A 12,852-nucleotide genomic window follows, 5' to 3' on the forward strand; every position below is an offset into this window, starting at 1 on the left:
CGCTGTGGGGCAACGTTCGGAACGCCTTGTTGGTCCTCAACGAGATAGATCCTGTGAGACGAGACAGCTTGGGTCACATCTACGCTGCCCAGGCATTCGCACGCGATCTCCCGGGGCGCTTCAAGGTCAGCCAGGAAGGCACCTCGCTCGAATTGTCCGGGGATGGGCACGCCTACCGCCAAGGCTTCTTCCTCGGCGACGGAACCGGAGCGGGCAAAGGACGGCAGATCGCCGCGGTCATCATGGATCGCTGGCTCGCAGGCGAGCGCCGACATGTCTGGATCACCAAGAACGAGGCGCTGCTCGAAGATGCACGCCGCGACTGGGAAGCGCTTGGCGGGCTGTCGCTCGATCTCCAGCCGCTCTCGCGCTGGAAACTCGGCCAGCCCGTAACGATGTCCGAAGGTATTCTCTTCGTCACCTATCCGACGCTGCGCTCGGGCCGCGCCGAGGATACGCGGCTCGACCAGATCCTTGCCTGGGCGGGCGAGGATTTCGACGGCGTGATCGCTTTCGACGAAGCCCATGCGATGGCTAATGCGCTCGGGGGCTCTTCAATCCGCGGCAAGGTCAAGGGCTCCGAACAGGGTATGGCGGGCCTCAGGTTGCAGAACCATCTCCCGCGCGCCCGCGTACTCTATGCTTCGGCCACCGGCGCCTCGGACATTGCCAACCTCGGTTACACCTCCCGGCTCGGCCTGTGGGGACCCGAGACCGCATTCCCGACCCACGAAGCCTTCATGACCGAGATCCGCGCTGGCGGCGTCGCGGCGATGGAGCTCGTCGCCCGCGACCTCAAGGCCCAGGGCCTCTATCTTGCCCGTGCGCTGTGCTTCGCCGGGGTGGAGTACGAGATCCTCGAACATCGCCTGACCGACGCACAGGTATGGTGAGCGCCGCATTGCGGATGCTAGTAATCATGTCCGGTTTCTTTCGAGGTGAGGAGGTAAATGCGGTCCTGCAGCTCGTCGGCCGAGAGCACGCCGTATCCGATCGGGATCGGGCGCCTGATCGGCTCGAGCAGTTGCAGGTTGGACGGAGCCACTGCCGGAGTCACCGCCTTGCGCTGCTGATCGTGCTTGGGCGGGTCCATCGCTATGAACATTTCAAGTTCGAGCGCGCCTTCCACCGAATGCATGTCCTGGATTGCAATTCCGCCTAGCTTCGCTTCCGAAGAGAAGACCTTATGATTGGTGTCCACCGCCATGATGTCGTCGAACTTGGTAATGGACCAGTAAGGGCCGACATAGCTCTCGCGGCAGTAGTGGACAGGTTCTTCGGCGCGCAACCTGTCAAAAAATAGACCGATGGTATCGTTCTGAAACAGGCTTGGCCGGGCCACGTCGATTTCCTCGATCGGAATTGACGCGATCCTCGCCGCGGCATCCGGCTCGGCGATCTGGCTGTCCATAAGAACTATTCCTTCTACATCTCAGGCCTGATCGGCCTTCAGTCATCCTTAAGGGAGACATCTCGTGCAGTCAATAAATCGTATACTCTTTTAGTCCCTTGCAGACACCAATCCCATCGGATAGTGTGCCGATCCAACGAAGGTTTGCTAATATCCTTATACTTTTTATTCGAGAGGTGCGGGTGTGCTGATGAGTGGCGGATGTCAGCGGTGAAGAAGGCCAAGCGTGCCCTTTCTCTTGCGCAAAGCATCGTGCGGGACATCGAGGCGGGTCGCCATAACCCGGGTGACAGGCTTCCGCGCGAGGATGAAATGCTCGCGCGTTACGAGGTTGCGCGCGCAACTTTGCGGGAGGCTTTGCGGTTCCTGGAATTGCAAGGGGTCATCCATCTCCAGCTCGGCCGTGGTGGAGGTCCCGTCGTAGCCCGTCCGCAGACCGGCGATTTTGCAAGCAGTTTGTCATTGATTCTGCATTTCATGGAAGCCGATTTGCGTGGTTTGCTTGAATTGCGCGAAGCAATTGCTCCCGATGTCGCAGGGTATGCAGCCCAGCGTGCAACTACCGCTGATCTCAGCGCGTTGGCAGGGTGTCTGGCGGAATTGAGGCATCATGAAGCCTCTGATCAATTCGAGGAACTTAATCGCAGATTTCACGACTTGTTGGGTTGGGCGAGCGGCAATCCGCTGTTCGGTTTGCTGACCTCTGCGATGCATCTGTTGACCCGCGAGTTTTCCCATTCGCTGGGATATTCGGCACAGGAACGGGCGGTGCAGATGAAGTTTCTGGTGCGGGTGCTCGAGGCAGTGCGGACTGGCGACAGCGCCGCGGCCCGTCAAGCAATGAGCCGGTTGGTGGCCGGCTCTGCCGTCTATCTTTCGGAGCGCAGCCCCGAGCTGGTCTCGCAGCGGGTGCGGTGGGGGCAGCTGTAGAATTTTCAATAGTTTGAGTGTGCGTTTAGGCAAGTGGCTGGAGAGGAAGAATGGCGTTGAAGAGCCGAATATGCGAAATGCTGGGGATCCGGTACCCGATCCTGCTTGCCGGGATGGGCGGAGCGAGCGTTCCGGCGCTGGCGGCTGCGGTTTCGAATGCCGGCGGGCTCGGGGTCCTGGGTGCCGCGGCGTGTTCGCCCGATCAGTTGCGTGACTGGATTCGCCAGACCCGGGAATTGACCGACAAACCTTTCGGTGTCGATACGCTGCTCCCCGCGTCGGTCAGGCGCGGCTCTGCCCCTCAAAGCGGTGCTGCACCCCAAAATCCCATGGATCTGATGGGTGAATATCAGCAGTTCGCGCGCGACTTCATGGATCGTGAAGAGCTTCCGGAGGTCGATGCTGCCGCCGCCATGCGGGCGGCGGGCGCGCCTGAAATGGGCAAGGGCGGCCCGCAGTTGTTCTCGAAGGAATTCTTTGAGGCGCAGATGGAAGTGGTGATCGAGGAAAAGGTGCCGGTTTATGCTGCCGGCCTTGGCAATCCTGAACCGTGGATGGATCGGCTCCATGCCAATGGCACCAAGGTCATGGCGGTGATCGGCAAGGTCAAGCACGCCGAACAGGTCGTCGGGTCGGGCATCGACATGATCGTCGCGCAAGGGCACGATGGCGGAGGTCACAACTCGCCGATCGGGACTATTTCCTTGATTCCCCAGGTGGTCGACGCCGTTGGCGATCGTGTTCCTGTCCTTGGGGCCGGCGGTATCTCGGATGGCCGGGGTGTTGCCGCTGCGATGATGCTGGGGGCAGAGGGCGCGTGGGTCGGCACGGCATTTCTCGCGACCGAGGAAGCGGGCATCGAGCGCTTCCAGAAAGAGGCGATCACCGAAAGCGGCGATGCCGATACGGTCGTTAGTCGATCGCTTACCGGCAAACCGGCGCGCATGATCCGTAACAAATGGGCCGACGCCTGGGTGCAGGCCGGAAAGGAGCCTCTGCCGATGCCCTATCAGTCGATGATCTCCGGCCCGGTCATGGCCTCCGGGATCAAGGCAGAGCGCAAGGATGTCATCCCCGGCTTCGCGGGGCAAGGCATCGGCCTGATCGATTCGATCCGGCCTGCCGCCGAAGTGATGCGCGACCTGGTCGATGGAGCCGAGAAGGCGTTGGCGTCCGCTGGTATCTACAAGTGAAGCGCAGGAGGCAAGAAGATGGCTTACGCCAAAGGTCATGAATTGCGCCGCCCCGTAGAGCCTCTCAGAGCGCTGGGGCAATGAGGCAGTTGATTGCCGACAAGGAGGATACGGCGCAGGTGTTCCGTATCGTCAAGGCATTGTCGGGCAATTCCTATTATCGGAATTTCAATCGCTTCATGAAGTCGAGCGATGGGCGGCGTATCGCTTCCGACCGGGCCGACCTACTTGAAACCTTGTGCGATCGCAAACGCCTTGCGACCTGTGCGTCTGGCACGCTTGGCCGAGCCTACCTCGATTTTGTTTACGGGGAGGGTCTGACAGCAGAAGGTCTGGCGGAAGCCAGCGAGGCCGGAGGTCTGGAGGACCTCGGCGACCCCGATGTTTCCCTCTATCGTCGGCGCCTTCGCGATTCGCATGACCTGTTTCATGACGTCGCCGGATACGGCAGGGACGCACTGGGCGAATTGTGCGTGCTGTCCTTCGGAAACGCGCAATTCTATAATCACGGGATCGCTTTCATCTTGGGCGTCGGCATTCCCAAGATGAAACTGGAAGCTGCCCAGTTGCCAGTGGCGCGCGCTGCATTTGAAGCGTGGCGCCGGGGCCGGGCTGCAGCCGATCTGACCACCTTCTACTGGGAAGAAAATCTCGATCGTCCGTTGGAGGATGTCCGCCGCGAGTTGCGACTGCGTCCGCCGGAGACCTATCAGAGGGTGCGCGCTCTTTCCGAACAGCTCGAACGCGATTACCAGGCGGTCAGGCAGGCATGAGCTTAAGCGACAAATCGGCCATCACCGGAGTGGGCGAAACCGCTTTCGTGAAAGGCACCGAGAAAACCGCGGTCGACATGATGCTGGAAGCATCGCGCAAAGCCATAGCAGATGCAGGGCTGAAGCCGTCGGATATCGACGGCATGGTTCCTCCGCCGATCTACACCACCTCGGAAGAGATGGCGGCTAACCTCGGTATCGAAGTTCTGCGCTATGCCTCTACGGTCCACATGGGCGGGGCGAGCCCTACCACGGCACTCCAGAACGCCGCGATGGCAATTGCCAGCGGCTTATGCGACCATGTGCTGGTGACGCTCGGGTGGAACGGTTATTCCGCCTTGCGGCCCAAGCCTGGCGCACCGCCGACGCGGCCGATGAACATGAACACCCTGACGAATACGATCCAAGGCTATTACATTCCGTATGGCGTGTTCCTGCCGGTGCAGATGTATGCCTGGCTCGCCACCCGGCACTCCCGAATTTACGATATCGGCCCGGAAGCGATGGCGGCCGTTGCACTGGCGTGCCGTCGCCATGCGCAGATGAATCCGCAGGCCTTCACTTATGGCCGGGAACTGGATGCCGAAACCTACCATTCCGCGCGCTGGATATCCGAACCCTTTCGCCTCTACGATTGCTGTCTGGAGACTGACGGGGCATGCGCAGTCGTGGTTTCGCGAATAGACCGCGCCAGGGACATGCCGCATGTTCCCGTGAGCATCGCCGGTGCGGCTGAAGGGCATCCTTACCCCGCCGACGATATCCCTTCGCGTCCCGACCCCTTCAAGATCGGCCTGAGCTACGCCGCGCCGCGCGCGTTCGAAATGGCGGGGGTCGATCGCGAAGACATGGATTTTCTGCAGATCTACGACTGCTTCACCTACGTGGTTCTCCTTCAGCTGGAGGCCCTGGGCTATTGCGAACCAGGTGGACAGGCAGAGTTCGTCGCGAATGGCCAGATCGAGCTGGGCGGGCGCTATCCCGTCAACACCCATGGCGGCCTGCTGAGCGAGGCCCATGTTTGGGGACTGAACCATGTCGTCGAGGCGGTGCGTCAGTTGCGCCACGATTGTGGGGAGCGGCAGGTCGAAGGCGCCCAGACCGGCCTGGTGACCGGCTGGGGCGATCTGGGTGACGGCAGTATAGCGATTTTGAGGAGGTTTGCGTGAGCGACGAGAAAGATCTGCCGCCCAAGATGCGCCCCTCGGCGCAGGCCGCACCAGCCAAGCCAAAGCCGCGCCCGCAGGATCCGGTGGAGCAGGAATTCTGGAACCGGTGTCAGGACGGCAACCTTTACTTCCAGCAGTGCGAAGGATGCGGCAGTTTTCGGCATTTGCCGCGCTATATGTGCGCCCGATGCGGTTCTCCTGAATGGTCGTGGGAGCGTAGCACCGGCAATGGCACGCTGTTTTCCTGGACGGTGACCCATCAGGCACTGCATCCCGCCTTCGCCGGCGAGATTCCCTTCATCGCTGCGGTGGTGGAACTGGAGGAGGGAGTGCGCATGGCAACCCGGCTGGTCGATTGCGCGCTCGACGAGCTTGAGCTCGATCTGCCGGTCACGCTGGATTTCGAGCCGATCTCCGAAGATTTTCGCCTGCCAGTATTCCGACCCGTCGCGATCGCGCGCGCAGAAGGATAGACCAAGATGGATCTCGACTACGGACCCCAGTATGACGCGTTTCGCGAGGAAGTGCGCCAGTTCCTGCAAACCCACGGTCACCGCGCACCCGATGGCCAAGGCCGTGCCGCGCGCCCTTCCCCCGAAGCCGTCGAATGGCAAAAGCTGTTGATCCTGCATGGTTACACGGCGCGTACGATTCCCAAGGAATACGGCGGATACGGAGCCGAGCCGGACATCCTGAAATCGCGGATCATTGCCGAGGAATTTTCGCGCGCTGGCATCCCCGCAGGCCTTGCGAACCAGGGCATTTCCATGCTCGTTCCCACGCTGCTGGAACTCGGAACCGAAGCCCAGAAACGGCAATGGATCGAGCCGACCCTAAATGGCGAGATAGTCTGGTGTCAGGGATATTCGGAACCTGGAGCGGGATCGGACCTCGCCGCGCTCAAGACCAGCGCCCGCGTCGAAAATGGCGACTTTGTCATCAACGGACAGAAGATCTGGACCAGCACGGCCAAGCAGGCGGACATGATCTTTTGCCTTGTTCGGACCGAACCGGACGCGCCCAAGCACGGCGGCATCTCCTACTTGATCTTCTCGATGGACACACCAGGGATCGAGGTCCGACCACTCAAGACCATGACCGGTCATGCCGAGTTCAATGAAACGTTCTTTACCGACGTGCGGGTTCCCCTGGATCAGATCGTCGGGCAGCGCGGGCAGGGGTGGTACGTGGCCAATGCCACACTGGGCCATGAACGTGGCATGCTGGGCGACCCCGATGCACTGGAAAACCGGCTCCAGGCGCTGGTCAGGCTGATGCAAAAAGAACGCATCGGCCAGGGTTGCGCAATGGACAACGCCGTTCTGCGTGACCGGCTGGTTGCATTGCAAGCCGAAGTCGCGGCGATGAAATTCAACGGCATGCGCATCCTGTCGAACAGCCTTAGGGGGGATGCCGGCGGCATGGCGAAACTTGTCGTGAAGCTGCAGAGCTGTGAGCTCGCCCATCAGATTTCCGCGCTCGCGATCGACGCAATGGGCGAGATGGGCATACTCTATCACGGAAGCGAGCGCGAGCGCGAAGACGGTGCCTGGCAGTGGAACTACATGTTCCAGCTTGGTCTGATCATCGGTGGAGGCACCGCCCAGATCCAGAAGAACATCATCGCCGAACGCGGGCTGGAAATGCCGCGCGAACCCAAGTTCGCAACGCCTCCCGCCGTCGAACAGGCGACGGCCGTTGCAAGCGGGCAGAATAAGGGAGCCGCCTGATGGATTTCGGACTTTCGCAAGACCAGGAGATGCTCTGCGACGCGATCAGCCGCACTCTTGCTGATACTTGTCCGCTCGATCATGTGCGCGAATGCGCGGAGGGCTCGGTTCCCTTCAGCGACAACGTGCGTTCGGCGCTGGGCGAAATCGGCATTTGGGGAATGATGGTTCCCGAGCAACATGACGGGCTCGGGATGACAATGCTCGATGCCGCCGCTGTGGCCGAGCAGCTCGGCTATGCCGTCGCGCCGGTGCCTTTTATCGGTGCCCATGTACTGGCACCCCTTGCGCTGGCACAGGGCGGTAGCGAGGAGTTGAAGGCGCACTGGCTGCCGAGGATAGCGAAGGGCGAGGCGCAAATCGCCGTCGCGATCGCGGAAACGGTGGAGATCCGGGACCGGGCAGGCGTGGACTTCGACGGCGCAAAGCTCGACGGAACGGCTTTGTTCGCGCTCGACTTCCTGGAAGCCGACGCGTTTCTGGTAGCCGATACCGCCGGTCGTATGCACTTCGTAGCTGGCGATGCTGCGGGTCTGGAGAAGGTTGCTCTCAAAACGATCGACCGCACCCGGAGCGTAGGGGAGCTGCGGTTTTCTGGCGTAGCGGGCGAGGCTCTCGCGGACGATGGTGGGGCCACAGTCAGGCGCCTGCGGGACGCCGGCCGGGTGCTCCTGGCCGCCGATAGCCTCGGTGCGGGCCAGGCTATGATCGAAAAAGCGGTCGACTATGCCGGGCAGCGCGAACAGTTCGGACGAGTGATCGGCAGCTTCCAGGCGGTCAAGCATATGTGCGCGGAAATGGCTGCCCGCCATGAACCATGCCGTTCGCTGGTCTGGTATGCCGCCCATGCGTTCGATGCGACGCCCGACGAGGCTTCGCTGGTGGCATGCCATGCCAAATCACATACGGGCGAAGTCCACCGTTTTGTCGCCCGAACCTCAACCGAGGTGCATGGGGGGATGGGTTTTACCGATCTCCTAGGTCTGCATTTCTGGTTCAAGCGAATCGGTTTCGACCGCCAGGTTCTGGGAAGTCCCGAAGCGGTCCGGGCCGAAGCAGCGGCCTTGCAGGGGTGGACGCAGGTCGCATGAGACGATGAATTAGGCGCACGCTACCGACAAAATCGTGGCCACCAAGGAGAGAGGAATTAATACGTGATCGACTGGAACCTTGGCGACATCCTTGATGCAATCGAACCTGCGGTCCCGGAAGATGCTCCGGCGCTGATTCACGGCGACCGGATCATTAGCTGGCCCGAAATGTCGAAGCGTTCGAACAATTTGGCGCGCAATCTGCGCGCGCAAGGTGCAGGCGACGGGGCGAAGATAGCCTTCTACATGCGCAACCGTTCCGAATACGGGGAATTGATGGCCGCGTGCTTCAAGGGCCGCCTCACGCACGTGAACATCAATTATCGTTACCGTCCCGAGGAGGTTTTCTACATCTTCGACGATTCCGATAGCGAGGTAATTGTTTACAGTTCCGAGTTCCGCGACTGCATTCTTGAACTGAAGGAACGGTTGACCAAGGTTCATACATTTGTAGAAATCGGCGATGCTTCGCAGATCGCTTCCTTCGCGCTTCCTTACGAAAAACTTGTAGAAGGTAACGGCGCGCCTCTCGATATCGAGCGTTCTCCCGATGACCTGCTGTTCATATATACAGGCGGTACCACCGGCATGCCCAAGGGCGTGATGTGGCGACACGATGATATGCGCAAGGCTCAGCTCGACGCGCAAAAGCTGCTGGGTCCGGTTCCCCAGACCATGGAGGAAATGGTGGCCCTGGTGAAGCAGGGCGAGCTTGCGCGCATCACTTTGCCGGCGTGCCCGCTGATGCATGGAACCGGGTTCATTACTGCTATTGGCACGCTCATGTCGGGCGGGGCCATCGTCACGCTGTCCGATCCATCCTTCGACGCGGAAGAATTGTGGGATGCGGTGGACCAGCACAAGGTGCAGAGCATCGCCATTGTCGGTGACGCTTTTGCCAAACCCATGCTGCAGGCGCTGGACGCCCACCCGAAGCGCTGGGACACGAGCAGCCTGATTTCGATCATCTCGTCCGGCGTCATGTGGAGTAAACAGGTAAAGGCGGGCCTGTGCAAACATATCCCCCAGGTCATCCTCATGGACAGTTTTGGCGCTTCGGAAGGGCTGGGCTACGGCTTGTCGGTGACGACCGCACAGGGCGGCACCAACACCGCGAAATTCGGGATCGGGGAATTTTGCGACGTATTCGACGAGAACGACCGGAAGGTCGAGGCGGGGAGCGGCGTGCCCGGCTTTATTGCCCGCAAGGGCGCAATCCCCACAGGATACTACAAGGACCCGGAAAAGTCGGCCAAGACTTTCAGGACGATCGATGGCGTGCGTTACTCCATCCCGGGCGACTGGTGCCGGGTGGAATCCGATGGAAGCCTGACCTTGCTGGGCCGCGGCAGCGTCTGCATCAACACCGCAGGTGAAAAGGTTTACCCCGAGGAGGTGGAGGAAGTGCTCAAAACCCATCCCGCCATTGCCGACGCGCTTGTCGTCGGGGTGCCTGACGAAAAATGGGGCGAAGCGGTGACCGCTGTGGTGCATTTGACCCAGGATGCGGACTTCGACGCGCAAGCGATCAAGGATCACGTGCGCCAGCAATTGGCAGGCTACAAAACACCCAAGGCGATTTGCCCAACGCAAACCGCCTTGCGCGCGTCAAACGGCAAGGCGGATTATACTACGGCCAAAGAGATCGCGAAAGCGGGTGCCGGGGCCTCGTGAGCCATTTGCCCCCTCCTGACTATGATGTCGTAATCGTCGGGGCCGGGTTCAGCGGAATATACCTGCTTTACAAGCTGCGTCAGGCGGGGTTCGACGTTCTGCTGGTAGACGCAGCGGAGCAGCCGGGGGGAATCTGGTACTGGAACCGCTACCCGGGAGCACGGGTCGATTCCCAGGTTCCACTTTACGAATTTTCCATTGCGGAAGTATGGAAAAGCTGGACGTGGAGCGAACGATTTCCAGGCTGGGAGGAACTGCGCGCCTATTTCCTCCACGTCTGCGATACGCTCGACCTCTGGCCGGCAATGCGAATGAAAACACGGGTCGAAAGCGCGCAGTTCGATGAAGACACCGCCTACTGGCGATTGAAGCTCGACGAAGGCGGGAAAGTAAGCGCGCGTTTCCTTTTGCCGGCCCTGGGGTTCGCCTCGAAACCCTACATTCCCGATATCCCGGGTCTTAGCGATTTCGAAGGCGACTGGTGCCATACCGCCCGCTGGCCGCAGGAAGGCATCGACCTTTCTGGCCGCCGGATCGCCCTGATCGGCACGGGTGCCAGCGGCGTACAGGTGGCGCAGGAGGCGGCAAGCTGCGCGGAGCAGCTGACGCTTTTTCAGCGAACCCCGATTCTCGCCCTTCCCATGCGGCAGGAAAAACTGGACGCTGATCGTCAGCTTCGCGAAAAATCCGAATATCCCGCTGTCTTCCAGAAAAGGCTTACGACAAGTGGCGGTTTCGAATGCCAATCGCTGGACATCTCGGCCCTGGCTGTGACCGAGGAAGAGCGGACTACGCATTTCGAGGATTTGTGGCAGCGAGGAGGGTTGCGCTTCTGGTATCATAATTTCGCTGACATACTGACGAACGAGGACGCCAATCGCCACGCCTACGAGTTCTGGCGTGACAAGGTGCGCGAGCGGATCTGCGACCCGACCATTGCCGAGAAGCTCGCTCCCGATGAGCCGCCACATCCCTTCGGGACCAAGCGACCATCGCTCGAACAGAATTATTACGAGATCTTCGCACAAGACAATGTGACGCTGGTCGATCTGAACGACACCGCGATCACTCGCGTCACCGAGGCCGGGATAGAAACAGCCACTGGCATGATCCCGTGCGATCTCATTGTCTTCGCGACCGGCTTCGATGCCGGTCGTGGCGGGCTCATCGACATGAACATCACCGGCCGCGGTGGGCTGGGGCTGGCAGAAGCATGGAAGAGCGAGATCAAAGCCTATCTAGGCATGGCCGTCGCCCAATTTCCGAACATGCTGTTCGCCTACGGCCCGCTCAGCCCTTCAGGCTTTTCCAACGGTCCGACAAGCGCCGAAATCCAGGGTGACTGGATCTGCGATTTCCTGATCTGGCTGCGCGATAACAGGATCGGCCTTTTCGAAGCCGATGCGCTGGCCGAGCGAAGCTGGACCGATATGGTCGCCCAAGTAGGGTCGATGACGCTCTTCCCCAAGGCTGAATCGTGGTACATGGGCGCCAATATTCCCGGCAAACCCCGACAACTGATCAATTTCCCCAGCGTATCTGGTTACGCCGATCTATGCCACGATGTCGCACGGCACGATTATCGTGGTTTTATCAGGAATACACTATCCGGTATGGAGACTGCGCCGAAATGAATGAAATGAAACCAATCCACGACGGGTCAGCAGATATCGATCCCGTATGGGCCGGCGACGGGGCGGATATACCCGAATGGTTCGCCTGGGCGCTGAGCGTGCCCCGTGAGGAAGGCTTCGTAGAGGTTGGTGGCGCGCGGGTGCATTATCTTCGCTGGGGCAAGCGTGACCGGCCCAAATTGCTCATGACTCACGGTTTTCTCGCCCATGCCCGCTGCTTTGCCTTCATCGCACCGTACCTTGCCGAAGACTACGACGTGGTGGCGTTCGATCTGGCCGGTATGGGCGATAGCGAGATGCGCGGCGTGGCCGATATAGCTGCGCGGGGAAAGGAATTCGTCGAGATCAGCGAAGCGCTCGATTTGTTTGCGGATGGAAGCAGACCGACGATCATCGCCCATAGCTTCGGCTCGGGTGCAGCGCTGACCGCCGTTTCCCAATCGCCGGATGCCTTCGCCGGCGTTATTGTCTGCGATCTCATGGTGATGCGGCCCGAAAAGCTGGAGAAATACTGGACCATGGGCAGATCGAGCCCCGGGTCGGGTAATCCTGACAAACCGGTGCGACGCTACCCCACCTACGAAGCGGCGCGCGAGAGGTATATCCTGTCGCCGCCGCAGGCAGTTGGTGAGCCGTTCCTGATGGATTACATGGCCTATCACTCTCTCCGCCGCGATGGCGAGGAGTGGACATGGAAGTTTTCTCCCGAAGTGTTCCGGCGCAGCAACAAGCCCGACGAATGGCTGACAGTAGGCCAGAGGCTGGTCGATGCGCCCGGGCGCAAAGCGATTGTGTACGGCGAGAAAAGTCAGCTCTTTGATCGCGATTCCGCCCGCTATATCCGGGAACTGGGAGGGGGAAAGATACCAATTGTTGCAGTGCCCGATGCACGCCATCATCTCATGCTGGATCAGCCGCTCGCGTTCGTCGCTGCGCTACGGGCGGTACTGGCCTTTTGGAGCCTCTGAGATCCCCCATACTAAGAGGCTGGTTCCTGGTCAGAGGCCAGCGAGATGGGGGCAAAGGGCGTCCATATTCATCTTGTACTATATCCGAACTATTGTCGCCGTCGGCACGGCGAACGCTTCGTTGGTCTCGATGCCAGCTGGGGCAAAAGCTTTATCGGGAGCAACTCGCTTAGCACGCCAACCATTGCTGATCTTTAGCAAACGTTCACTCCGCGTGCGATCTGGATCGTGGCCCATGGGGTCAAAAGATAAGGCGCTTTACTAATATCACGCGGATGT

The 12,852-nt window shown here is 60.3% G+C and carries 10 protein-coding genes and 2 pseudogenes; 11 read left to right on the forward strand and 1 reads right to left on the reverse strand.

Annotated features, from left to right (window positions below):
- Positions 1–77: 77 nt before the first annotated feature.
- Positions 78–887, forward strand: a pseudogene (locus U4960_RS03700) (strawberry notch family protein); the annotation flags it as partial.
- 23 nt (positions 888–910) lie between these two features.
- Here the strand turns inward: U4960_RS03700 and U4960_RS03705 are convergent.
- Positions 911–1,009 (reverse strand): annotated as a pseudogene (locus U4960_RS03705) (conjugal transfer protein TraF); the annotation flags it as partial.
- A 603-nt stretch (positions 1,010–1,612) separates the two neighbouring features.
- On the opposite strand from U4960_RS03705, the gene U4960_RS03710 reads away from it, so the two are divergent.
- The 10 genes from U4960_RS03710 to U4960_RS03755 all read left to right on the forward strand — a co-directional run bounded on the left by U4960_RS03710 (position 1,613) and on the right by U4960_RS03755 (position 12,573).
- Entirely contained in the window at positions 1,613–2,341 is a 729-nt protein-coding gene (locus U4960_RS03710; protein WP_006834189.1) for a FadR/GntR family transcriptional regulator, read from the forward strand.
- Positions 2,342–2,391: 50 nt separating this feature from the next.
- A complete protein-coding gene (locus U4960_RS03715; protein ID WP_006834188.1) occupies positions 2,392–3,534 on the forward strand; it encodes an NAD(P)H-dependent flavin oxidoreductase in 1,143 nt (380 codons plus the stop codon).
- 89 nt (positions 3,535–3,623) lie between these two features.
- Entirely contained in the window at positions 3,624–4,307 is a 684-nt protein-coding gene (locus U4960_RS03720; RefSeq protein WP_253521909.1) for a ubiquinone biosynthesis protein COQ4, read from the forward strand.
- Positions 4,304–5,476, forward strand: a complete 1,173-nt coding sequence (locus tag U4960_RS03725; protein ID WP_006834186.1) for a thiolase C-terminal domain-containing protein — start codon at positions 4,304–4,306, stop codon at positions 5,474–5,476. Before U4960_RS03720 ends, U4960_RS03725 begins: the two co-directional genes overlap by 4 nt.
- Positions 5,473–5,949, forward strand: a complete 477-nt coding sequence (locus U4960_RS03730; RefSeq protein WP_006834185.1) for a Zn-ribbon domain-containing OB-fold protein — start codon at positions 5,473–5,475, stop codon at positions 5,947–5,949. Before U4960_RS03725 ends, U4960_RS03730 begins: the two co-directional genes overlap by 4 nt.
- A gap of 6 nt (positions 5,950–5,955) precedes the next feature.
- A complete protein-coding gene (locus U4960_RS03735) occupies positions 5,956–7,206 on the forward strand; it encodes an acyl-CoA dehydrogenase family protein (protein WP_063506922.1) in 1,251 nt (416 codons plus the stop codon).
- A complete protein-coding gene (locus U4960_RS03740; protein ID WP_050599567.1) occupies positions 7,206–8,297 on the forward strand; it encodes an acyl-CoA dehydrogenase family protein in 1,092 nt (363 codons plus the stop codon). Before U4960_RS03735 ends, U4960_RS03740 begins: the two co-directional genes overlap by 1 nt.
- A 63-nt stretch (positions 8,298–8,360) precedes the next feature.
- On the forward strand, positions 8,361–9,971 hold the full coding sequence (locus U4960_RS03745) for an acyl-CoA synthetase (RefSeq protein WP_324262260.1): 1,611 nt from the start codon (positions 8,361–8,363) through the stop codon (positions 9,969–9,971).
- Positions 9,968–11,605: a flavin-containing monooxygenase gene (locus U4960_RS03750; RefSeq protein ID WP_067182402.1), complete on the forward strand. Its 1,638-nt coding sequence runs from the start codon at positions 9,968–9,970 to the stop codon at positions 11,603–11,605. Before U4960_RS03745 ends, U4960_RS03750 begins: the two co-directional genes overlap by 4 nt.
- Positions 11,602–12,573: an alpha/beta fold hydrolase gene (locus U4960_RS03755; protein WP_067182404.1), complete on the forward strand. Its 972-nt coding sequence runs from the start codon at positions 11,602–11,604 to the stop codon at positions 12,571–12,573. The genes U4960_RS03750 and U4960_RS03755 overlap by 4 nt, the downstream gene beginning before the upstream one ends.
- The last annotated feature ends 279 nt before the right edge of the window (positions 12,574–12,852 follow it).

It is taken from the genome of Altererythrobacter sp. H2, from assembly GCF_035319885.1.
Lineage (GTDB): Bacteria > Pseudomonadota > Alphaproteobacteria > Sphingomonadales > Sphingomonadaceae > 34-65-8.

Bases quoted from the DNA above. Each gene is read 5' to 3' on its own strand.
- U4960_RS03740 (WP_050599567.1), top strand. From the start codon at position 7,206: ATGGATTTCGGACTTTCGCAAGACCAGGAGATGCTCTGCGACGCGATC.
- U4960_RS03715 (WP_006834188.1), top strand. From the start codon at position 2,392: ATGGCGTTGAAGAGCCGAATATGCGAAATGCTGGGGATCCGGTACCCG.
- U4960_RS03755 (WP_067182404.1), top strand. From the start codon at position 11,602: ATGAATGAAATGAAACCAATCCACGACGGGTCAGCAGATATCGATCCC.
- U4960_RS03725 (WP_006834186.1), top strand. From the start codon at position 4,304: ATGAGCTTAAGCGACAAATCGGCCATCACCGGAGTGGGCGAAACCGCT.
- U4960_RS03735 (WP_063506922.1), top strand. From the start codon at position 5,956: ATGGATCTCGACTACGGACCCCAGTATGACGCGTTTCGCGAGGAAGTG.
- U4960_RS03710 (WP_006834189.1), top strand. From the start codon at position 1,613: ATGTCAGCGGTGAAGAAGGCCAAGCGTGCCCTTTCTCTTGCGCAAAGC.